Annotated in this window: 20 protein-coding genes; 13 read left to right on the plus strand and 7 right to left on the minus strand. The window is 37.8% G+C overall.

Annotated features, from left to right (window positions below):
• Positions 1 to 82: 82 nt before the first annotated feature.
• The 3 genes from IC621_RS11485 to IC621_RS11495 form a co-directional block, all read right to left on the minus strand.
• Positions 83 to 283: a YqaE/Pmp3 family membrane protein gene (locus IC621_RS11485; protein WP_191158451.1), complete on the minus strand. Its 201-nt coding sequence runs from the start codon at positions 281 to 283 to the stop codon at positions 83 to 85.
• A gap of 225 nt (positions 284 to 508) precedes the next feature.
• A complete protein-coding gene (gene ald / locus IC621_RS11490) occupies positions 509 to 1,642 on the minus strand; it encodes an alanine dehydrogenase (protein WP_191158452.1) in 1,134 nt (377 codons plus the stop codon).
• Between the two features lie 129 nt (positions 1,643 to 1,771).
• Entirely contained in the window at positions 1,772 to 3,004 is a 1,233-nt protein-coding gene (locus IC621_RS11495) for a PucR family transcriptional regulator (protein WP_191158453.1), read from the minus strand.
• Positions 3,005 to 3,276: 272 nt separating this feature from the next.
• Here IC621_RS11495 and IC621_RS11500 point away from each other — a divergent pair, with 272 nt between their 5' ends.
• Together IC621_RS11500 and IC621_RS11505 are read left to right on the plus strand one after the other, a co-directional pair.
• The gene (locus IC621_RS11500; RefSeq protein WP_191158476.1) at positions 3,277 to 4,674 is read left to right on the plus strand and encodes an alanine/glycine:cation symporter family protein; all 1,398 of its coding nucleotides are present in this window, start codon (positions 3,277 to 3,279) and stop codon (positions 4,672 to 4,674) included.
• A 406-nt stretch (positions 4,675 to 5,080) separates the two neighbouring features.
• Positions 5,081 to 5,845, plus strand: a complete 765-nt coding sequence (locus IC621_RS11505; protein WP_191158454.1) for a (S)-benzoin forming benzil reductase — start codon at positions 5,081 to 5,083, stop codon at positions 5,843 to 5,845.
• A 144-nt stretch (positions 5,846 to 5,989) separates the two neighbouring features.
• On the opposite strand, the gene IC621_RS11510 is transcribed toward IC621_RS11505, so the two are convergent.
• The gene (locus IC621_RS11510) at positions 5,990 to 6,442 is read right to left on the minus strand and encodes a helix-turn-helix transcriptional regulator (RefSeq protein ID WP_191158455.1); all 453 of its coding nucleotides are present in this window, start codon (positions 6,440 to 6,442) and stop codon (positions 5,990 to 5,992) included.
• Between the two features lie 403 nt (positions 6,443 to 6,845).
• On the opposite strand from IC621_RS11510, the gene IC621_RS11515 reads away from it, so the two are divergent.
• The 3 genes from IC621_RS11515 to IC621_RS11525 all read left to right on the plus strand — a co-directional run bounded on the left by IC621_RS11515 (position 6,846) and on the right by IC621_RS11525 (position 9,840).
• The gene (locus IC621_RS11515) at positions 6,846 to 7,379 is read left to right on the plus strand and encodes an HD domain-containing protein (protein WP_191158456.1); all 534 of its coding nucleotides are present in this window, start codon (positions 6,846 to 6,848) and stop codon (positions 7,377 to 7,379) included.
• A 479-nt stretch (positions 7,380 to 7,858) separates the two neighbouring features.
• A complete protein-coding gene (locus tag IC621_RS11520; protein ID WP_191158457.1) occupies positions 7,859 to 8,263 on the plus strand; it encodes a VOC family protein in 405 nt (134 codons plus the stop codon).
• Between the two features lie 194 nt (positions 8,264 to 8,457).
• Positions 8,458 to 9,840 carry a hemolysin family protein gene (locus tag IC621_RS11525; RefSeq protein ID WP_191158458.1) on the plus strand — a complete coding sequence of 461 codons (1,383 nt, stop codon included), beginning with the start codon at positions 8,458 to 8,460 and terminating at the stop codon, positions 9,838 to 9,840.
• A 371-nt stretch (positions 9,841 to 10,211) separates the two neighbouring features.
• On the opposite strand, the gene IC621_RS11530 is transcribed toward IC621_RS11525, so the two are convergent.
• Positions 10,212 to 10,391 carry a hypothetical protein gene (locus tag IC621_RS11530; RefSeq protein ID WP_224752475.1) on the minus strand — a complete coding sequence of 60 codons (180 nt, stop codon included), beginning with the start codon at positions 10,389 to 10,391 and terminating at the stop codon, positions 10,212 to 10,214.
• 441 nt (positions 10,392 to 10,832) lie between these two features.
• On the opposite strand from IC621_RS11530, the gene IC621_RS11535 reads away from it, so the two are divergent.
• From IC621_RS11535 to IC621_RS11545, 3 genes are all read left to right on the plus strand, one after another.
• Complete coding sequence (locus IC621_RS11535; protein WP_191158459.1) at positions 10,833 to 11,933, plus strand: AI-2E family transporter; 1,101 nt, start codon at positions 10,833 to 10,835, stop codon at positions 11,931 to 11,933.
• A 151-nt stretch (positions 11,934 to 12,084) separates the two neighbouring features.
• Complete coding sequence (locus IC621_RS11540) at positions 12,085 to 12,303, plus strand: spore germination protein (protein ID WP_191158460.1); 219 nt, start codon at positions 12,085 to 12,087, stop codon at positions 12,301 to 12,303.
• Positions 12,304 to 12,633: 330 nt separating this feature from the next.
• Positions 12,634 to 14,163, plus strand: a complete 1,530-nt coding sequence (locus tag IC621_RS11545) for an FAD-dependent oxidoreductase (RefSeq protein WP_191158461.1) — start codon at positions 12,634 to 12,636, stop codon at positions 14,161 to 14,163.
• Positions 14,164 to 14,254: 91 nt separating this feature from the next.
• Here the strand turns inward: IC621_RS11545 and hpaB are convergent, their stop codons facing one another.
• Entirely contained in the window at positions 14,255 to 15,709 is a 1,455-nt protein-coding gene (hpaB, locus tag IC621_RS11550) for a 4-hydroxyphenylacetate 3-monooxygenase, oxygenase component (protein WP_191158462.1), read from the minus strand.
• A 535-nt stretch (positions 15,710 to 16,244) separates the two neighbouring features.
• Between hpaB and IC621_RS11555 the strand changes: the two genes are divergently transcribed.
• The 5 genes from IC621_RS11555 to IC621_RS11575 all read left to right on the plus strand — a co-directional run bounded on the left by IC621_RS11555 (position 16,245) and on the right by IC621_RS11575 (position 20,741).
• On the plus strand, positions 16,245 to 16,610 hold the full coding sequence (locus tag IC621_RS11555; protein ID WP_191158463.1) for a YueI family protein: 366 nt from the start codon (positions 16,245 to 16,247) through the stop codon (positions 16,608 to 16,610).
• Between the two features lie 226 nt (positions 16,611 to 16,836).
• Positions 16,837 to 17,385 (plus strand): cysteine hydrolase family protein, encoded by a 549-nt coding sequence (locus tag IC621_RS11560; RefSeq protein ID WP_191158464.1) that lies wholly within the window; start codon positions 16,837 to 16,839, stop codon positions 17,383 to 17,385.
• A 164-nt stretch (positions 17,386 to 17,549) separates the two neighbouring features.
• A complete protein-coding gene (locus IC621_RS11565; RefSeq protein ID WP_191158465.1) occupies positions 17,550 to 19,016 on the plus strand; it encodes a nicotinate phosphoribosyltransferase in 1,467 nt (488 codons plus the stop codon).
• 45 nt (positions 19,017 to 19,061) lie between these two features.
• Positions 19,062 to 19,817, plus strand: a complete 756-nt coding sequence (locus IC621_RS11570) for a class I SAM-dependent methyltransferase (protein WP_224752476.1) — start codon at positions 19,062 to 19,064, stop codon at positions 19,815 to 19,817.
• Between the two features lie 21 nt (positions 19,818 to 19,838).
• On the plus strand, positions 19,839 to 20,741 hold the full coding sequence (locus tag IC621_RS11575; protein ID WP_191158466.1) for an aldo/keto reductase: 903 nt from the start codon (positions 19,839 to 19,841) through the stop codon (positions 20,739 to 20,741).
• A gap of 32 nt (positions 20,742 to 20,773) precedes the next feature.
• Here the strand turns inward: IC621_RS11575 and IC621_RS11580 are convergent, their stop codons facing one another.
• Positions 20,774 to 21,460, minus strand: a complete 687-nt coding sequence (locus IC621_RS11580; protein ID WP_191158467.1) for a TerC family protein — start codon at positions 21,458 to 21,460, stop codon at positions 20,774 to 20,776.
• Positions 21,461 to 21,626: the final 166 nt, after the last annotated feature.

The following is a 21,626-nucleotide window of genomic DNA, read 5'->3' on the forward strand; positions in this document are numbered from 1 at the left end:
CTTTAAGTTATGGTGGATAGACTATAAAACGTAATACAACCTGTAAGAGCTGTATAAAAAAAGACATCCAGAAGTGGATGTCTTAATGAGTGGATTTCCGCATTAATTCGGCTTGTCGTTTCATCCGTTTATCATCTTTCTTATCTTTCACTACTAAGATAGCATGAATGGCTCCAGGAAACCAGAAGATGAGAGTCAAAATGAAATTTAATATTGCTTGAAATGGTTTTCCGACCAGTAAAACAGCGAGCGGTGGAAAAACAACTGCCAGTAAATACATCATTAGCTTCACCCCTAATTTATCGTCTTAGCTATATATACAATTTATACCCCGAAAAAGTTTCATGTAATCTAATAGAAAGCGAAATACTCGGTGTGTCCTGTTTAATCTAAGAACGTGTGACTTCTGAATGGTTAGCCCTTGCTGCTGAACAACCATTTCTTAATTTAAATTTTTTACTTGAATATTTAAAAACCTCCCGATAATCGGGAGGCATAAGGTTAGCTGCTAGGATACTGATAATTTTTTTTCTAAGGCGACTTCGACAGGGACATATGAATATCCAAGATCACGGGCAACTGCTTCATAAGTAATTTTTCCGCCTGTTGTATTAACACCAGCTTTTAATGCAATGTTCTCAAAGATTGCTATGATTGCTCCTTTGTTAGCTATCTGCAGGGCATAAGGAACTGTTACGTTTGTAAGAGCGAGAGTTGAAGTTCTTGGGACAGCGCCTGGCATGTTAGCAACAGCATAGTGCAGGACCCCGTATCTTTCATATGTCGGGTTATCGTGAGTTGTGATGTGGTCGACAGTTTCAACAATGCCTCCTTGGTCAATAGCTACGTCAACAATGACTGACCCCGGTTTCATTGATTGAACCATTTCCGCGGACACAAGCGTCGGCGCTTTGGCCCCTGGGATTAACACTGCACAAATTAGAAGGTCTGCTTCGGCAACTGCATTAGCAATGTTAACAGGATTAGACATAAGAGTTTTTATTTGATTTCCAAAGATATCATCAATCTGACGCAGACGCTCAGCACTTAAGTCGATAATCGTTACATCGGCTCCTAATCCAATCGCCATTTTAGCAGCATTTGTACCGACAACTCCACCGCCGATAATGGTTACCTTCCCCCGGCTTACACCTGGAACACCGGCAAGTAAAATCCCCTTGCCTCCTTTTGGTTTTTCTAAAAATTGAGCACCGATTTGGGCAGCCATTCGACCTGCAACTTCACTCATAGGTGTTAATAAAGGAAGTCCGCGTCCTTCTGTTACAGTTTCGTAGGCAATCGCAGTGACACCCTTGTCTTTAAGTGCCTGTGCAAGCGCAGGTTCAGCTGCTAAGTGCAGGTAAGTGAATAAAATGAGTCCTTCACGGAAATAACCGTATTCAGAGGGGAGCGGTTCTTTTACCTTCATGATCATGTCTGCTTTCGACCAAACATCCTTTGCAAGCTCTGCCACTTGAGCTCCAGCTTCCGTATAAGCTTCATTAGAGAAACCGCTTCCATTACCAGCATCTTTTTCAACTAAAACGATATGCCCATTCGCGATAAATTGAGTAACGCCGCCTGGCGTTAAAGCAACGCGATTTTCATTGTTTTTAATTTCTTTTGGTATTCCAATAATCATAATAACCCTTCCTCCTTTTTATCTGTCAAAAAATTCTATCCTATGTGAATATGTTGTAAGTATAAAATGATTTTGATAGAAATTTCTTCGGTTAAAAAAAAGAAAGGAATTTATTATGTTTGTGAAATTTCACAAACTCAATTTAGATAGCTTCATATCGAGGTAGATTGTAATTTTCTCATTTGGATTTTGGATATCAATTTCTCCAATTTGGGAGATTCGTTTCAGTCTATAACTTAGTGTATTAATATGGACATTAATCTTTTTAGCGGCTCTGTTAACATTACTGTCACAGTCCAAAAAAACCTCAAGTGTCTCAACAAGATCTGTATGGTGCGCTTGATCGTAATCAGCAAGTTTTGCAAGAGAATAGTTCATATAGTGCTCCTGCTTTCTTTTTTCGTAAAGAATATCTAAATATTGATAAATTCCAAGTTCAGGAAAACTAAACAGTTCTTTTGTCTCCTCAGGAAATTTCGCCTTCACTTCAAGAACAGACAGAGCTTCCTTATAACTTTTTTCAATAAGAGGAAGGTTTCTGTAGAGACCGCCAGTGCTGATCTTTACATCATGAATCATAAATCGCTCCTGAAGCTGCCTGTAAATCGATTGCAAAAATTGTTTGACATCTGCTAAAGGCTGATTACTCTTTGGCGAGATAAGGATGACAAATTCATCAAAATCCACTGTGGTTAACAAAACCTGAACTTGTTGGGTTGTTTCTAATAAATAGGTCAATTGTTTTTCTGTTTTTTCTAAAATGGCATCATTGAATTTTAACAAAACTACACTAAATTCGTTTGGGGGCTGCAGTTGAATTTGCTGGAAGCCTATTTTCATTTCTTCAATAGTCTGGATATTTCCAGTAAGGATCTTCCAAAAGAATTCCTGATTGCGTTCTACTTTTTTGGTTTTTCTTACTTGTAAATTCAATAGCTTATTTTTAACTGCTTTAGCAGCACTTTTTAACAATTGGAGCTCTTCGTCTATTAATGCTTTTTGAATCTCAAGCGCCCATATAAAACCTAAAACCTCATTGTTCTTCCATATAGAAATGGCAATTCGGTTTCCGAGTCCCACTTCATCAATCTGTTTGACCCGAATCGGTTCGTCAGTTTTTAGCAGCTTTGGAATCGTCCCATCCTTCCATAGACTGTTGATCACTTTTTCTGGTACTCTCCGGCCGATAATCGTTGATATTCTCGCAGGATCTGTACAATCATCGTGAGTACTGTAGGCTAGCAATCTATGGTTAACGTCTTCAATTGTAATTGGACATTGAAGAACCTCACTTATCCGATCTGCTACATCCTCCAATCTATCAAAATGATATTTGAATGGATCATTCATATGTTGAGTCATAGTATCCCTTCTTTAAACAGCATTTGTCAGTGTGGATTTAATTCAGATTATATCAGAAAAATGATTGTTCATCATGTTTAGATGATGGGTCCCTAACTTTGCCTTTGACATTTAAACATAAAGTGGCTAATATGATGATAGTTATTTTGTGTAAAATAATAAAATGATAACAAATATTTTGTGAAAATAACCAATTACAGAGTAATGATTTAAATTTTATTATAGTAATAGGCTATGAAAGCGTTGACAAAATGAGAGGTGTACAACTAGTGATGGACATAATCGAGAAAATCAACGGAGTTCTCTGGGGAACCCCTAGTTTAATTTTGTTGTTTGGGACAGGTTTATTTTTAACAATCGCTTTAAAAGGTTTACAGTTTAGAAGATTGCTATATGCCTTTAGGCTTGGTTTTGGAAAAGAAAACGAGTCATCAGCCGCAGAAGGAGATGTTAGTAACTTTAAAGCCCTGATGACCGCGCTTGCTGCAACTATTGGAAATGGAAATATTGCAGGTGTGGCAACGGCGATTACTCTTGGTGGTCCTGGTGCGATCTTTTGGATGTGGATTGTCGGATTGTTAGGGATGGCTACGAAATATTCTGAAGCATTGCTTGCGATGAAATACCGCGTGAAAAATGAAAATGGTGAATTTTCTGGCGGACCTATGTATTATGTGGAAAAAGGGCTTGGGAAACAGTGGCGGTTTCTTGCAATTGCCTTTGCATTTTTCGGTGCCTTTGCTGCTTTAGGTATTGGAAATAGTGTTCAGTCCAACACGATTGCAGATGTGATGAAGGATAGTTTTGGAGTTAATGGTTTAACAACAGGGATCATTCTTGCGATGTTAACAAGCTTGATTATTTTTGGCGGACTGCAACGAATTAGTTCAGTTGCCAGCTTTTTTGTGCCAATTATGGCTTTCCTATATATTGGCGGAGCATTGTTAATATTAGCTATTAATTTTGATCAAATTATCCCTGCATTCCAACTCATTTTTCACTATGCGTTTAATCCTGTTGCAGCAGCAGGAGGATTTGTCGGAGTTGCCGTAGTCGAAGCGATCAGAAGCGGTGTTTCCCGCGGAATCTTCTCAAATGAAGCTGGCTTAGGAACAGCTGCTTTAATTGCAGGGAATGCTAAAACCGATCATCCGGTAAAGCAGGCATTGGTTGCAATGACTGGAACTTTTATTGTAACAATTATTGTCTGTACAATGACAGGCTTAGTGTTAATTATTACTGGATTTTGGGATCCTTCAGGCGGATTGCTGTCAGGCGTTCAGCATGATCCAAGTCTTGATGGAGGAGCTCTAACATCTGCTGCATTTGCTTCCACACTTGGATTAGCAGGAGAATATATTGTTGCATTTTCAGTTATTTTCTTTGGTTTTTCAACAATTGTTGGCTGGTATGTATATGGCGAAAAATGCTTTGAATACCTTGTAGGACAAAAAGGGATATTAGGTTATCGCATTGTTTATATAATAGCGTGCGGTCTGGGAGCAGTGGCAAACCTAGGCGTTGTTTGGGCATTTGCCGACATGGCCAACGCTTTAATGATGATTCCTAACCTAATAGCACTATTACTTTTATGGAAAGTAATCGTCAATGAAACAAACGACTTTTTTGAAAATCACTACAAATTAACCGAATATAAAAAAGTGAGCTAAGTAAAAAACAGTGAAGCCTCTTGAGAAATCGAGAGGTTTTTCCTTTGGTTTCAGGAAGTCAAATTCTAATATTGGAACCTGTATCAAACCCGCAAATCTGGCTTATTTCTTGGGATATCTGTTCAGAAAAGGAGTATTTGTCACGAAAACCGGATTGGAACAGCTGAGAATAGGAAACCAAATTGCCCGAACTAACACGTAAAGGAGAAGGGACGTTCAAATTGCCTCGCATAAGAAAGAGACTGGTTCAAAAATGTATTATCTGGACCCTATTAAGAATGTATCAATGCCTTAAATGTTCAATCAAAGCATAGTAAAGCAGAGTCAGCTATTGAATTCATCTTTTGGCTATAGAAAACATCATCATATAATAAGGGATATAAAGGGATATAAAGGTAGGTAGTATATGATGAATGTATTTATTGTAACAGGTGCTTCAAGAGGGCTTGGTCAAGCATTAGTTAAAGGACTTCTAGAAAAGGAAAGCCGTTTTTTCTGCCTGTCCAGGCAAACAGATGATGAATTGCGGAATTTAGCTAAGGAAAAGGGAGCAGAATTAGAGTTTATTAACCTAGATTTGATGGACATTACTAAAATCAAAAAAGCAATCCCGGATATAGCAGCAAAAATTGATTTTGAAGCAATGGATCAAATTTATTTAATAAATAATGCAGGAACTGTCAGTCCTACTACCACAGTAGGTGGGGCAGAGGTTGATAAGCTTGCACAAAGCATCCACCTAAATTACATGGCACCGATGGTTTTAAGTAATGGATTTGTGAAACATACAAAGCAGTTTAAAGGAAGAAAAGTCGTAGTCAATATTTCTTCAGGGGCAGCAAACCGTCCGGTTCATGGGTGGAGTGAATACTGCAGCGACAAAGCTGGTTTAGACATGTTCACAAAAACGTTTGGACTAGAGCAAAGCCGGGAGAAATATCCAGTAGAAGTCATTTCATTTTCACCGGGTGTGATGAATACAGGAATGCAAAAAGAAATCCGGAGTTCAAGTATGAAAGATTTTGCAGGAGTGGAAGACTTTAAAGAACTTCATGAAAAAGGCTTGCTCCATTCTCCTCAATTTGTAGCAGACCAATTGATTAAGCTAATGTCAGGTAAGCTGGAAAACGGAAGAATATACGACATTAAAGAGTTTTTATCCGACTGGTAATCTATCGGGCATCATTTCCACTCCCATTTAGGGAGAAAAAGAAAATTTCGCTTTAGCTAGGGCAAGTTTAGATATTTTTCATATACATATAGAATAATAATAAGTCAAGCCATCTTAAAATTGGTACTGAGAGGAATACACAGGTTATTCGCAGGTTAATTCAAGAAATTTTTTTTCAATTTCCTCGAATTGAAAAGAGGAATAGATGCGATAATCTCGGCTGTCAAGAATACGAAAATGCTGACTAATAAGATTTTGCTGGAGGCGATAGCTGCTTACCTCTTTTAAGTTACGCCACCAAACCTTGCCTCCAAGCGTCTTTTCTTTTCTAGACTGCAGTTTTTGATGAGCAAAAAGCTGTAAAACCTCCAAAGGATCACCACCAGTGAGCTGCTGAACAATTTGACTATCTCTAAAAAGGGCGCAAATGGTCACAGAGGTCGGCCAATTTGCTTCTTGCCTGCCTTTCTCAATCTGAACGAGTGTTTTTTTAGAGACGCCCAATATAGAAGCCATTTCATCCTGTGTATAATGGAATTCGGTCCGAATCAATTTTAGTTTCTCAGAAAGTTGCATGACAAGATCTTGTTTATTCATAAAAAAGCTCCTTCAGAAAAAAATCTCTATAAGTGTAATTTTACACCTATTTATAGCTCATTTCAACTTTAGAACTATAAATCTAGTAGTATCGAGCTTCTAGAAAAATTGTCTAAGTTAGTCAACCTATTACGATTTTTTTACGGAAGAAGGCAGTAGAGGAAAATAACCAAAAATATCAACGAATTTAGTCGAATATTCGATATATTGGAAGCTTGGAAATTTCGAAGATAAACTGCCATCGACTCACTTCTTTCTTGCCCTATTTAGCCATATATAGTTTTTGCCTGATAGCCAATCATCTTCCAAAAATTATATGTCATCCAATTTACCAAAAGGTTTGCCCTCGAAACCTATAATATGTTAATTTAGATAGAAATACTTACGTGAAGGAGGGTTTTACATGCAAAAAGTGACTCTTACCGAGGTATTTACTCATCCTATTGCTCAAAAGTATTTAAAACGTTCCGGTATGGCCCATGCCATTTCGTGTACGTACCATGCTTACCGCCTGGCACTAAAGCATGGCGCTGATCCTGATCTGGCAACAAAAGCGGCACTGCTTCATGATATTGGCCATTATGAATGGTATACAGATGGTGAGTGGGATTATGAAAAATATAAACAAAATGACATTCACGCAATAAAAGGGGCAGAAAGAGCACATAAACTGCTCGTCCGATTAGGTGAACACCCGAAAGCTGCAAAGGAAATTGCCCTAGCGATTTTGCTGCACACAGATTCTTATTTACCTGAGGGTACGCTTAATCAAAATACGCTGCAAAAGGTTGTTCGCTTAGCTGATGAAAAGGACGAAGAACCGGAAGGTCTTCATCATTATCGACAAATTTCAGATGAGCTTGCTCTAAAGAAAATCAGAGAAATTGATCGTAAGATTTCAGACCTTGCTATAAATCCTCTTAAGAAATCTGTTTAAAAGGGAGCCCTGATAAAACCACATGGCTCCTTAAATTTTGAATCTTCTCTTCCTCCCTTATTCGAAATTTCCCCAAATTGGTTTACATACTTTGTTTTGCAAATTTCCTTTCACCAGGCTGACTCGAATGTGTTTTTCTTTTAAGCTAAAATTGCTAGACAATAACCTGATTCCTAATAAAAGTAGAAATCTTTTTAAAATCCATTTTTTATATGCTTTTCCTCCTTATCTATTTTTAAGAGAAAGCCGGCGGTTGGTTCCCTTTATTCATAGTTTCAGAATGTTTAATTTAAATAAAGTAATTACGCATTAAGGTAAGTGGTTATTGGCCAGCTTAGCCACCCGCCCTTAGGTCATAAGCCAATTCGCCCGGGAAGGTAAAGAATACCTCCAGCGGGCTCGCTCGAATGCTTGCCGCTGAAGAACCAGCGTACTCAGAGCTTTTCGTTCTTTTAAAAATACTTGAAAGGGTGAACTTGATGAGCAAAAGAGGATTCATTCATCATATAGAAATTAATGTTTCAAACTTGGCCAATTCTATCCAGTTTTGGGATTGGTTCCTTACGTATATGGGCTATGAGCCTTTCCAATCCTGGGAAAAGGGGCACAGCTGGAAATTGGGTGAGACTTACCTTGTATTTGTACAAACAGAAGAAAAATATATGTCAATTCCCTATCATCGATGCGGTACTGGTTTAAATCACATGGCGTTCCATGTTGATTCTAAAGAACAGGTAGATCAGCTGAAGGACCTTCTAATGAGAAAAAATATTGATATTCTATATAAAGAGAACTATCCCTATGCAGGCGGACCCAATCATTATGCTGTTTATTTTGAAGATCCTGATCGAATAAAAGTAGAGGTTGCAGCTCCTTTTGAATAAAAATATTTAAAAATTTCGAAAATTTATGGCATAATAATCATAATCCAATCTTTTTTACTGTATTTTGATAGTAAGTACATTGTAGAAAAGGTATTTTTATACTGATTCACTCGGGAGGTGACTGGGCTGATCCAAGAGCAAGCTCCGGGTCTATAGGGTTAGAAGAATCGGCTGCTTATGGGTCACCCAAAGAGTTGGACATAGTTAACCTGATTGTTATTTTGGTCTTGATTGCTTTCACTGCTTTTTTCGTTGCAGCTGAATTTGCGATTGTTAAGGTTAGAAGTTCAAGAATGGATCAATTAATTATAGAAGGAAGTAAAAGGGCTCTAATTGTAAAAAAGGTAATATCGAATTTGGATGAATATTTGTCAGCATGTCAGCTGGGAATTACGATTACAGCATTAGGTCTGGGCTGGCTTGGAGAACCCGCTGTTGAACAATGGATTTATCCTTTACTTGGCGTTTTTAATATGCCCAGTTCTTTGTCCCACCTGCTTTCCTTTATTTTAGCTTTCAGTATAGTCACTTTTCTACATGTCGTTGTGGGAGAATTGGCTCCTAAAACTTTTGCCATTTACAAAGCGGAAGAAATTTCACTTTGGGTATCAAGACCATTGAGGTGGTTTTATTATGTGATGTTTCCTTTTATCTGGCTGTTAAATGGCTCTTCTCGGGTATTAACAGGTCTTTTTGGTTTAAAGCCCTCATCTGAGCAAGATCTAGCACATTCTGAAGAGGAGCTGCGAATAATTTTGTCAGATAGCTTAAAAAGTGGTGAAATAAATTCCGCGGAATATAGATACGTAAATAAGATTTTTGAGTTTGATAACCGAATTGCAAAGGAAATTATGATTCCTAGAACAGAAATGATCGCTTTAACAACAGAAACTAAATTTGATAAGTTCATAGAAATTGTCTTAAAAGAGCAGTTTACCCGCTACCCGATTGTTGACGGGGATAAGGATCACATAGTCGGGATGATAAATATTAAAGAGGTATTTACTGACTTAGTCAAGGTAAAGAAGGAAGCAAGAGGTAAAATAGATTTAAACTCTTATATTCGTCCTGTCATTGAAGTCATTGATTCTATTCCTATCTATGATCTTTTGAAGAAAATGCAAAAGGAGCGGATTCATTTAGCTATTCTAATGGATGAATACGGAGGCACCTCTGGCCTTGTCACAACTGAAGATATACTCGAAGAAATTGTCGGCGAAATTCGTGATGAATTTGACCAGGATGAAATCCCATCCATTCAAAAAAAGGGCGATAATCATTATATTCTGGATGGAAAGGTTCTAATTGAAGAAGTCAACGAATTGCTTGGTATTAATATAGATGAAGATGATCTTGATACAATCGGCGGCTGGATCATGAAGAACAACTTTGAAATTCGTACTGGTCAGGTCATTAATGCAGAACGTTACGAGTTCAAGGTTTTGCAAACGGACGGAAAGCTGGTCAAACGGATTGAAGTTAAAATCAACCAACCCCTTCCAGTCATAACAATGCATGAACAGATCCGCCCTTCTCAAAAAGAAATCCTAATTCAATCGAAAATTTCAGACTTATAATGTTAAAGCTAGGGGAAACTTACCCTAGCTTTACTATTTTCTAGGGCAGCCTTAAATAAGGTTGTTTTCTATTAGATAAAATGAGATGCTCAAAGCACAAAAAGCTCCGAACATTTTCTATTCATGCTGATTAGCCTGTGAATTTGGACTCATATTAAACGCTAAATTTACTGCTGATTGTTAGTTTGTACTTCAAATCCGAACCCGTTAATGTTAAAGTAAGTGTCTTTTGTTCAGCTCCAGCACCTAACCCTGGTCACAAGCCAATCCTTCCAAAACGGCAAAGGCGTTCTTTACTGGAGGCCCGCCCGAGTGCTTGCCCTAGGTTGAACAAGGCGCTTGTGCTTTTCGTTCTGATGTAAAAACAGCCATTAATAAAAAGGGTAGTAAGGGTAATATGGATACGGGTAAGGATAAGGATAAGGATATCCGAAAAATGGCGGCCGAATCAAAGCACCAGCTAACAGTCCTCCAGCAAAACCTCCAAGAAAGGGCGCGCCAAAAAATGGTCTTGGTCTCCAAAAAGGCTGTCTATAATTATTCATCATCATATACCTCCCATGTTAAATGTCTATAGGTGTTTACACACTTATAAATATGCCTGCTCCAGCTATTTTGTTATAGGCGAATGTCTTGATTTTGAGGTACATATAAAATAAGAGCCGCCATGAAAAAATGCTGGCTCAGAATAAGAGTATGCTTAGAGAGAGTAAACTGGGGATTTGTTAAATAGTGGCAGTTACTTACCCAATATAAATCACCGTCATTACAGTGAAACTCACTAAAATGGGCAGTACGCCTTCCGAAAATTGGTTGGACAAAACAAGAAAGGTCCACAGGAATTGCCGTTGCAAACGCCCGATTTGACGTAACTGCTTAAATCGGCTTTCCCCATTTAAATGAAATAATTCAAAGAAAGTAGAAACTATTGACAGGTGTTGTACGTAATAGTAGTTTGAAATTAGTGAAGAACGTCGAGGAGGAAAATCCGGGTGTTAAAATCAAAGGTGCATTTCTGGACATTACAAATCCTGCTGTTATTATTAATCGTTTACGTTGGGACAAAAGTTTCGTTTTTGTTCGAACCAATTTTTGTATTTGTTTCAACGCTGTTTTTTCCAATATTGGCGGGGGGAATCTTATTTTTTATTTTTAATCCTGTAGTGAAATTACTAGAAAAGAGTAAGGTGCCTAGGACTATCGGTATTTTACTTCTTTATCTTGTGTTTATTGGACTATTTACTTTTCTTGGAGCAACAGTTGGGCCAATTGTAACGAGACAGATGACGGATTTAGTTGAGAATTTTCCACAATATATAACTGAAATACGGCAATTTATCGCAACTTTAGAAAAGTCTTGGCTTTTTAAGTGGGTGATAACCCAGGATTATGTGTCCATTGATCAAATCGAAAGTCAGCTCATGTCTTTTGCGAATACATTGCCTGGTAATATTACATCAAGTATTTCTAAAGTGTTAGGTGTGGTGACAAATATTACATTAACGGTTGTTACGGTTCCTTTTATTCTATTTTACATGCTGAAAGATGGATATAAAATGCCAGGGTATGCCGTAAAAGTTTTACCAGTTAATTATCGCAAAGAAGGACTGAAAATTTTTGATGATTTATATGAGACCTTGGCTGCTTATATTCAAGGTCAATTGATTGTCTCGCTGTTCGTTGGAACAGGGTGTTTTATTGGTTATTCAATAATTGGTCTAGATTATGCATTAGTTCTAGGTATCACAGTAGCAGTAGCCAACATCATCCCTTATTTAGGGCCCTTTATCGGTGCAGCTCCAGCCGTTATTATTGGATTATTAGAATCGCCAACGCAAGCAATTCTGGCTGCATTAGTCGTTTTAATTGTTCAACAGATTGACGGAAACTTGCTGTCTCCTCTTATTATCGGAAAAAGATTGAATACCCATCCATTGACAATCATTTTATTATTAATTGGAGCGGGGAGCTTTGGAGGAGTCCTCGGCATGATTCTAGCTGTTCCTACCTATGCGGTTCTAAAAGCAGTCATCCTTAATATTGTCCGGTTAATGAGACTAAGGGCAAAATATAAAAATGAAATCCTGAAGTAGACGTTAAAAGCAGGCTTAGGTGATCTCTCATCAATCCTGCTTTTTTTTACCGATTCATTCCTTTACACACGAACATATAAAGTGTAGGCGCATATCCTATACAGACTGGAATATGCTTTACAAATTTTAGTTAATTTAAAGGATGGATTGTATGCCGGCATTTGTAGGACCAATTAAAATTGAAAATTCAGGAAATGGCGGGGTTAGTTTTGGCGATGCTTTTGCCATATCCCCGAAGGTTTCAGAAAAATTAAGCTGTGGATCTGGATTCGGATCTACCGGTGATTTTAACAAGATACACAATAAAAGGAATGCTACAAACTTATATGATCAAACACTTATTGATCAGCCTGATCTTTTTAATAGTTAATGAAGGAGTCTTTTAAAGCAGGCTCTTTTTTTATGGGTTCAGAAAATTTAAGTTAATGAAAGTTTAACGTGTTAAAAAGAACTGTTGTTGTCCAGCGCAGGTGGACAGAACGTCCTAGTGCCGGCAGGCATATGGCCGTGACGCCTATGCCGGCCAGGCGCCTACGACTCATAGGTCTAAGGGCCAATCCAAGCCGGCTCGCACGAGTGCTTGCCCTAGGTTGGACAAGGCGCTTGCGCTTTTCTTAATGGAAATTCCTCATCGTGTTTTATACATGAAACTCTGCTGCTTTGGAAAAATTATGTATAACTCATAGAAGGAGGGCCTGAAATGTCAGAAAAAGATGCAATACTTTCAAAGCTTCCACAAGTTCCTGAGCCGTATTGGAGAGATTCGGAGATGATGTCATTTCCTGAGCTGTCAGAGGATTTAACGACAGATGTGGTGATTGTGGGCGGGGGTATCACGGGTATCACCACTGCTTATTTACTTGTAAAACAGGGCTTTAAAGTAGTCCTGCTTGAGGCGGATCAATTAATAAATGGTACCACAGGCCATACTACAGCTAAAATTACGACCCAGCATGATTTAATTTATGATGAATTTATACAGCATCTTGGAGTTGAGAAAACTAAGCAATATTTTCAAGCAAATCAGCATGCGGCAGACTTTATAAAACAGCTTGTAAAGGATGAAAACATTGAATGTGATTTAAGCAGCCAAGATGCTTATATTTACACAAATTCAAAACAGGAAATAGATAAGCTTGTTAAAGAATATCAAGCTTATGAAAAACTTGAGATGGGAGGGGAATACGTAGATCACATTCCTTTAGATATTAACGTAAAAGGTGCTATCGTGTTACGGAATCAAGCTCAATTTCACCCTGTCAAATATTTAAGGAAGCTTGTTCAATCCATTATAGAAAACGGTGGACGGATTTTTGAAAAAACTGCAGCTGTCAATTTAGATTTTGGAAAGGAGCCTGTAGTGAAAACAAGAGATGGTTATACGGTTAAAGGAAAATATGTTGCATCATGTACCCATTTTCCTTTCCATGACAATGGCTTTTATTTTAGCAGAATGTATGCAGATAGATCTTATGTCCTAGCGGTAAAAACAGAAAAAGAGTATCCGGGAGGTATGTATTTAAGTGCCGAGGATCCAAAAAGATCATTACGATATGCCGAAACGGATGGGGATCGGTACATCATTATCGGCGGGGAAAGCCATAAAACTGGACAAGATAAAGATACGCTTAAACACTATCTGGCTCTTGCTGAGTTTGGAGAAAAGACCTTTGGAATTAATGAATTTAAATACAGGTGGTCAACTCAAGACCTAACTACCTTAGATAAAGTTCCTTATATTGGTCACATTACATCAGGCAAGCAAAATGTTTTTGTGGCAACTGGTTATCGAAAATGGGGAATGACAAATGGAACAGCTGCAGCACATCTTATTAAAGACTTAATTGTGAATGGCTCATCTCCATATGAGGAAGTTTTTTCGCCAACCCGTTTTCAGGCAGACCCAAGCGTGAAGCATTTTCTTACTCAAAACGCAAACGTGGCAAAGAATTTGATTGAAGGGAAACTGGAGTATGTGGCGAATAGACCAGAAAAACTAGAAAAGGATGAAGGAGCCGTTGTATCATTTTGCGGTAAACGGGCAGGTGCATATAAAGATAAGGACGGCCAATTACATATCGTCGATACAACTTGTACCCATATGGGCTGTGAGGTTGAATGGAACAACGGAGATCGGACATGGGACTGTCCATGCCATGGCTCAAGATTTTCATATGATGGAGAAGTCATTGAGGGGCCAGCAAAGAAGCCTTTAAAAAAATTAGAATAAAATAGAAGGGGTTAACTCGAGTTCAAGAGTTACCCCTATTTCATAAATAAACAGAATAAGACTCTCACGGGTGATTACATGCAAGAGAACATTATAATAATGATTCATCAATATCTAAAAAATTTTTAACATGATTAACAAATTCCTGCCTAGGATACCCGTTATATAAGTTTGCCGCTAAACGAGCTGGATCCCCGAAGAAAAAGCGTTCATATTGCGTTTGCCTTGATCCGAATGCATTCATTGTCAGTTCCCATGCAAGCCTGAAAATCTTAGTTTTCGACTTTGCATCGATCGAGCTCCCTTTTAAATAGTGTTCAAGTTCACTCTGGATGGGGGATGAGAATTCTTTTTCAGTAGGCAATGTCATGTAACCGCCAGCTCCAATTAATTGTAAAATCTCGATACACCTAGGATAAAGCTTCGGGAACAAATTGGCTGCAACATAAAGAGAATTGTCATTTGGACGCATGGTTCCCCATTTATCCAGGTCTGCCTCAGCTTCGGCTCTGCATAACAACCCTTTTAAAGATTCTAATCCAATAATAATTTCGCTGACTTTCTCTTGAATATGATGATATTCAGATATGGATAAAGTATTAATTAAAAGCTGTGCAAGCCCTAATACGAATTCTACCTTGACAATCTGTCTGCTTATAACTTGGTGCAGAGCTTGTGCATTAAACCCGCTTTGCTGAAAAAGCTTGTGGGCAATATCCTGACGGTGATAAAAGAAGACTCGATTCCAAGGGACGAGTACTTGATCGAAAATTAAAATTGTATCAATTTCATCGAATCTTGAAGACAACGGATAATCAAATTCAGAATCATCATTTACAAAAGATTCTCGGCATACAAATTTTAAACCTTGAGTGTTACTTGGAATACTAAAAGCAAAAGCATAGTCTTCGTCGGTAATTTTACCTCCTGAAGGGAAGACAAGGACCTCATCAGTCAAACCACCTTGAGTGGCTAAAAGTCTAGCCCCTTTTATTATAATTCCTTCCGACGTTTTCTTTATTATTTTTGCAGCAATTGGCTGTAAGGAGGATTCTAAATAATAAGAGGAACGATTGACCTGAGGATTAATAAAGCTGTGAGTGAAAGATAAATCTTGTTCTCTGGCAATTTCGTAAACATTGACTAAATTATGGACAAACTCCTCGTCTTGCTCTTTTAAAATTGGTGACGCAGCAGCAAGACTCATAATAACTGTGTTCATATAATCCGGGGTTCTGCCCAGCATACCAGCGGACTTTTTCGCCCATTCCGTAATCATGAACCTTCTTTTCACTAAGTCCTCTTTTGTTTTAGGCTCCAAAAACGAAAGACCTACTGGTTGATTGGTTAGGGGCGAATGGTACGTCATTTTGCTGAGCATGTCGGGACGTACTTGGTGATCATAGAGCACAGATCTTGATTTAATAACTCCTTTAAAGGCAGGGTGTGCAGAGATTTGTTCATTAAGTCTTTTTCCGTTAATCCAAACATTTGCCTTCAATTTGTTAATCCGTTCAACATATTGTTGTCCTGATATGACAGGCATTCTTTTCACTCCCTGGGCATCCGATACGCATGTAACACTATATGCCGAATGATCATAACTGGTGAGAGCTATTACACCTTTTGACAAGAATGATTATCCATTGTAATAAAAACAAGAAAAGTTTTTAAAGGTGTGCAGACTGCAGAGGTAGAATGTTTAATATAATAGATTTTAAATAATGATGATTTTGAAGAAAGTAATAATGAAAGCGTTTCCATAAGAAGAAGTCTAACATAAGGATATTCTGGGCAAAATAGATCGTATACTTAAGAGGGAGGGCTTGATATGATAGAAGGACATTTTATTAAAGGGATGTTTTGGGCAACCTTATTAAGTGTACCCCTATGGATTTCTTTTTTTGGCTGGATAAAACTCATACATCAGTTCCTCAAAGTAATGATCTAAAAATGGAATGAACTGCTAAAAAAGTTTTAAATCCAGTCAGCGCCTGTAGATGTACATGTTTTGAATGAAAACATTGACTCCTTTATAATATATGTGACAGACGGATATAGGACTAAAGGGGGCATACAAGTTGTCTGGCGAAAATATAGATGATTATTTGAATCAAGGGATTTATGGGAAAAAACGACTGAATCCAGAAGAACAGGACCGTTTTTTAGGTACTTTTAGAGAAAGAGTGTCCATTGCACTTACAATGGGACAGGTTAGACAAAAAATAGTTATAAAAGAAGTAAAAGATAAACTAAGCACCACTCCTAATGCTAAATTATTACTAAATGGGAAAGTGGATTATGGCAGCCTCTCAAAATATGTGAAATTGGCAAATGGCACGCAAATACCTTTTTCGATTGTAAATAATCTTGAAAGGGAAACAGATATCGGGTTAGTAGTGGCATCAAACCATGCCATTGATGTAGAAGATATTTTTATTAATTGAGACAATCATCATAATTTTAATTTATAAAGCTGTTCTCTAAAAGAAGGTTGCCATTGGTTTCTAGAAACCTTTTAATCGGCGAGTCACGGATTGTAACAAGTATCACTTAAGTTTAGTAAAACAGGCTATTTTAATGAGGAAGAGGGTTTTCATTGCCTTTTCCTTTTTTTGTTGTAACATAAAAGAAAGAATATTTACTATAGTTCGTTTAAAGGGGGGTGTAAAGGTGAATAAAGCTTTGATAAACATTGATTACACAAACGATTTTGTCGCTGATGATGGAAGGCTGACATGTGGACTTCCTGCACAGGAAATTGAAAAGGAAATCGTTAAATTGACGAAGGAATTTTTAGAAAAAAAGTGTTTTGTTGTGCTGGCGATTGACCTTCATGATCAACAAGACCCTTTTCATCCTGAAAAAGAGCTGTTTCCTCCCCATAACCTTCAAGGGACTAAAGGCAGAGAGTTATACGGAGAATTATCAGACATCTGGAAAAATAACCAGGACCAAGAGCATCTTTATTTTATGGATAAAACACGTTATTCTGCTTTTGCTGGCACTGATCTTGAACTTAAGCTAAGAGAGAGGGGAATAACGGAAGTCCACTTAGTTGGTGTATGCACAGATATTTGTGTTCTTCACACAGCTGTTGATGCTTATAATAAAGGGTTTCAAATAGTTGTCCATCAAAAGGCGGTTGCGAGCTTCAACCAAATCGGCCATGATTGGAGCTTACAGCACTTTAAATCAAGCTTGGGAGCTAGAGTAGTTTAAACATTGATATTGTTGCCTTCCTAAATAAGTCTAACAGCTCACAATAAAGCCAAACCTATTGGGTGAGATGTGAGACTAGAAGCAACCAGCGATCAACGATAGCCATTTAAGCGGTCAAAGGCAACCTGCAGCAGATTTTATAGAGAATCCAGAGGTGACATAAATTGAAGACATTAGATGACAGCTTGGCATTACATACAGATCTTTATCAAATTAATATGGTGAAAACGTATTGGCAGGATGGAATTGATCAAAAAAAAGCAATATTTGAAGTGTTTTTTCGAAATCTGCCATTTGATAATGGTTACGGAGTTTTTGCCGGACTTGAACGAGTTATTTCCTTTTTAGAGAATTTTCATTTTTCAGAAACGGATTTAACCTACTTACAGGAAGAAGTCGGCTATGAACAGGAGTTTATTGAGTACTTAAGAACGATTCGATTTACAGGCTCCCTCAGGTCCATGGTAGAAGGAGAACTCGTTTTCGGTAACGAACCAATCATGAGGGTGGAGGCCCCGCTCGCAGAGGCACAGCTTATAGAAACTGCTCTTTTAAATATTATTAATTATCAAACATTAATTGCAACAAAAGCTTCCCGCATTAAGCAAATAGTTGGGGAAGAGCTGGCACTTGAATTTGGTTCAAGGAGGGCGCATGAGCTTGATGCAGCTGTTTGGGGAACAAGAGCAGCCTATATTGGCGGGTTTGACGGTACAAGTAATGTCCGTGCAGGAAAGCTGTTCGGAATTCCGGTTGTGGGGACACATGCTCATGCAATGGTACAAGCATACCGCGATGACTATATTGCGTTTAAAAAGTATGCGGAAACACATCAAAACTGTGTTTTCCTTGTGGATACATATGATACATTAAATTCTGGAGTTCCAAATGCCATAAAAGTAGCAAAGGAATTCGGAAATAAAATTAATTTCGCTGGAATCAGGCTTGACAGCGGAGATTTAGCTTATCTTTCAAAGAAGGCACGCGAAATGCTTGATGATGCAGGGTTTCAAAAAACGAAAATTATCGCTTCAAGTGATCTTGATGAATACACCATTATGAACCTGAAGGCTCAAGGGGCGATAATTGATACATGGGGAGTAGGCACTAAGCTAATAACAGCCTTTGATCAGCCTGCATTAGGAGCGGTCTATAAGCTTGTCTCTATTGAAAACGATAAAGAACAAATGGTAGACACAATCAAAATTTCTTCAAATCCTGCAAAAGTAACAACACCAGGGATGAAAAAGCTTTACCGGATTATCAATCGGTCAAACGGATATTCAGAGGGAGATTATATTGCACTTGACCATGAAAATCCTCAAGAAGAAGAAAGACTAAAAATGTTTCATCCGGTTCACACATATATAAGCAAATTTGTAACCAATTTTGAAGCAAAAGATCTTCATCAAGATATTATTGTTGATGGTAAAGTAGTTTATCATACTCCAGAGATTTCTGATATTCAGAAATATGCTAAAGAAAATATGAATCTTTTATGGGAAGAATACAAACGGTCATTAAATCCTGAAGAATATCCCGTTGATCTGAGCGAAGCTTGCTGGAAAAATAAGATGGACCATATAGAAAATGTTAAACAAAAAGTAAAACAAAAACTTGAACGAGGATGAATTTGTGTAAAAAATGCCCTTTCATTAAGGAGGAGCTGAGCTGGATTGAATCAAACTTTTCAAAAGTTAATAAAAGATGCAGAAAAAACCCCTTTTAATGGGTGGGATTTCACTTATTTATCAGAAACAGGAAGAATGGCAAGTGAACCGCTGAATTGGTGCTATACCACCCTTTTACTCCCTTATTTAATAGAGTCGAAATGTGTATTGGATATGGGGACAGGCGGAGGAGAGTATTTGTCATTGCTAGCACCCTTTCATGGAAGAATGTTTGCAACTGAAGGATATGAACCGAATGTTTCAATTGCCAGAAATACGTTAGAACCATTAGGAGTTACGGTTAAAGAAATTCAATCTGATGACAACCTGCCATTTATGAATAACCAATTTGATTTGATAATGAATAAACATGAATCATTTGAACCAAAAGAAATCGATCGTATCTTGATTCCAGGTGGAGTCTTTGTTACCCAACAAGTCGGCGGAAAGGACCTTGGCGGTTTGAATTCTCGCTTAGGTGCAGAAACAGGGAATGAATTTGCTCACTGGAGCTTGAAGTTTGCAAGAGAACAGCTTACCTCAAACGGATTTATTATTTTGAAAGAAGAAGAACAATTTTATAAAACAAGATTTTATGATATTGGAGCAATTATTTATTATTTAAAGGCAATTCCATGGCAAATCCCTGGCTTTCAATCAGAAAAATATGCGGAGCCGCTAGCTGAAATTAACAAAGAAATCGAGCACAAAGGCTATTGTGATTTTCACTCTCATCGTTTTTTGCTTATAGCTTCCAAATAATAATCTAATGGAGTGTTTTAGATGGAAAGAATTCAAGTAGCGCACGATCTAAGCTTTTCAAGAATTATTCATGGTTTATGGAGACTTGCGGATTGGAACTATTCAAGTGAAGGAACATTGTCCTTAATTGAACAATGTATGGACCAAGGAATTACAACCTTTGATCATGCAGATATTTATGGGGGATATACATGTGAGGCTTTGTTTGGCCAAGCTCTGGCATTGAAGCCAAGTTTACGCGAGAAGATGGAAATTGTAACAAAATGCGGGATTAAATTAGTTACGGAGAATCGCCCAGAACACAAAGTGAAACATTATGACACAAGCAAGGAGCACATTATTCGTTCAGTGGAACAATCATTAAAGAATTTCCAAACGGATTACATAGATGTGCTTTTAATTCATCGCCCTGATCCTTTTATGGATTCTCAAGAGACAGCAGAAGCTTTTCAGGAATTAAAAAAGAGTGGTAAAGTAAGGCATTTTGGTGTCTCTAATTTTAAACGGTCACAGCTTAATTTGCTCCAATCATTTTTAGAATTTGATCTAGTTACGAATCAAATTGAGCTGTCGCCATACGAGTTAGAAAATTTTGAAGATGGCACATTAGACCTTTGCCAAGAAATTCGGTTAGCACCAATGGCATGGTCACCGCTTGCAGGCGGGAAAATTTTCTCTGCTCAAGATGAAAAGGCAGCCAGGCTTCGTATGAAATTAACCGAGCTTAAAAATGAGTTGAATGCTGCCGGAATCGATGAAGTAATTTATGGATGGCTTCTTGCACATCCTGCGAGAATAATGCCGATTGTTGGAAGCGGAAAAATAGACCGCATTCAATCAGCAGTTTCTTCTCAAAAAATCAAATTAACCAGGCAGCAGTGGTTTGATGTCCTATCTGCTTCAATGGGGTATGAGGTTCCTTAGATAAAATAATAATGAAAGCCAGATTCTAGATGCTAGAATTCTGGCTCTTTTTTTTGAATACTTTTTCGCGATTTCTTTCTCGTATAACCCAAGATGATAACCAAAATGATAATTAACATCTCAAAGCCATATTTCAACCAATCTTCTTGAAAAAACTTAGCTATAAATGGTTCCTTTACAATCATTTTTGAAGCTGTCCAAGCTAATACAGCAGAACCTATATAAATGATAATTGGAAAACGGTCGATGAATTTTAAAATAATGGTACTGCCCCATACAACAATTGGAATTGAGATCAATAACCCTAAAATAACTAGAAGGAAGCTTCCATGTGCTGCCCCGGCAACAGCCAAAACATTATCAAGCCCCATAACTGCATCAGCGATAATGATCGTCCTTACAGCAGCCCAAAAATTTTCACCTGCTGCAACATCATGATTTTTCTCTTCGACTAATAACCGATAGGCTATCCAAACGAGAATGATCCCCCCAATGACTAAAAGCCCTGGTATTTCCAAAAGGTAAACGACCAAAAAGGTGGCAATAGCCCGAATGAGTACAGCCCCAAAGGTCCCCCAAATGATTACTTTCTTTCTTTGCTGAGGAGGTAAATTTCTTGCAGCAAGACCAATAACAATTGCGTTGTCTCCAGCCAATACTAGATCAATGACTACAATTGACAATAAGGCTGTGAAAAAATCAACAGACCATATCTCCATTTTGAACCCCCTAAAACATTACCATCTTTTATAGATGAATGTATTTTGCCCATGAGTTAATACGAATTAAATAAGGCGGAGAAATAGATCATGCTGCTTGAACTCCAATTCCTTATTAACCGCCTTTACTTATTTTTAGTTTCAAGGCAGCATCTTATGACATCCA

The sequence above is a fragment of the Metabacillus arenae genome (assembly GCF_014773385.1).
In the GTDB taxonomy this organism is placed as follows: domain Bacteria; phylum Bacillota; class Bacilli; order Bacillales; family Bacillaceae; genus Metabacillus_D; species Metabacillus_D arenae.

What these genes read in the sequence shown, in the direction of transcription:
- IC621_RS11510 (WP_191158455.1), bottom strand. Translation starts at nt 6,442, where the DNA reads ATGAATAAACAAGATCTTGTCATGCAACTTTCTGAGAAACTAAAATTG.
- IC621_RS11545 (WP_191158461.1), top strand. Translation starts at nt 12,634, where the DNA reads ATGTCAGAAAAAGATGCAATACTTTCAAAGCTTCCACAAGTTCCTGAG.
- IC621_RS11530 (WP_224752475.1), bottom strand. Translation starts at nt 10,391, where the DNA reads ATGATGATGAATAATTATAGACAGCCTTTTTGGAGACCAAGACCATTT.
- IC621_RS11520 (WP_191158457.1), top strand. Translation starts at nt 7,859, where the DNA reads ATGAGCAAAAGAGGATTCATTCATCATATAGAAATTAATGTTTCAAAC.
- IC621_RS11505 (WP_191158454.1), top strand. Translation starts at nt 5,081, where the DNA reads ATGATGAATGTATTTATTGTAACAGGTGCTTCAAGAGGGCTTGGTCAA.
- IC621_RS11540 (WP_191158460.1), top strand. Translation starts at nt 12,085, where the DNA reads ATGCCGGCATTTGTAGGACCAATTAAAATTGAAAATTCAGGAAATGGC.
- IC621_RS11500 (WP_191158476.1), top strand. Translation starts at nt 3,277, where the DNA reads ATGGACATAATCGAGAAAATCAACGGAGTTCTCTGGGGAACCCCTAGT.
- IC621_RS11495 (WP_191158453.1), bottom strand. Translation starts at nt 3,004, where the DNA reads ATGACTCAACATATGAATGATCCATTCAAATATCATTTTGATAGATTG.
- hpaB (WP_191158462.1), bottom strand. Translation starts at nt 15,709, where the DNA reads ATGCCTGTCATATCAGGACAACAATATGTTGAACGGATTAACAAATTG.
- IC621_RS11515 (WP_191158456.1), top strand. Translation starts at nt 6,846, where the DNA reads ATGCAAAAAGTGACTCTTACCGAGGTATTTACTCATCCTATTGCTCAA.
- ald (WP_191158452.1), bottom strand. Translation starts at nt 1,642, where the DNA reads ATGATTATTGGAATACCAAAAGAAATTAAAAACAATGAAAATCGCGTT.
- IC621_RS11485 (WP_191158451.1), bottom strand. Translation starts at nt 283, where the DNA reads ATGATGTATTTACTGGCAGTTGTTTTTCCACCGCTCGCTGTTTTACTG.
- IC621_RS11580 (WP_191158467.1), bottom strand. Translation starts at nt 21,460, where the DNA reads ATGGAGATATGGTCTGTTGATTTTTTCACAGCCTTATTGTCAATTGTA.
- IC621_RS11575 (WP_191158466.1), top strand. Translation starts at nt 19,839, where the DNA reads ATGGAAAGAATTCAAGTAGCGCACGATCTAAGCTTTTCAAGAATTATT.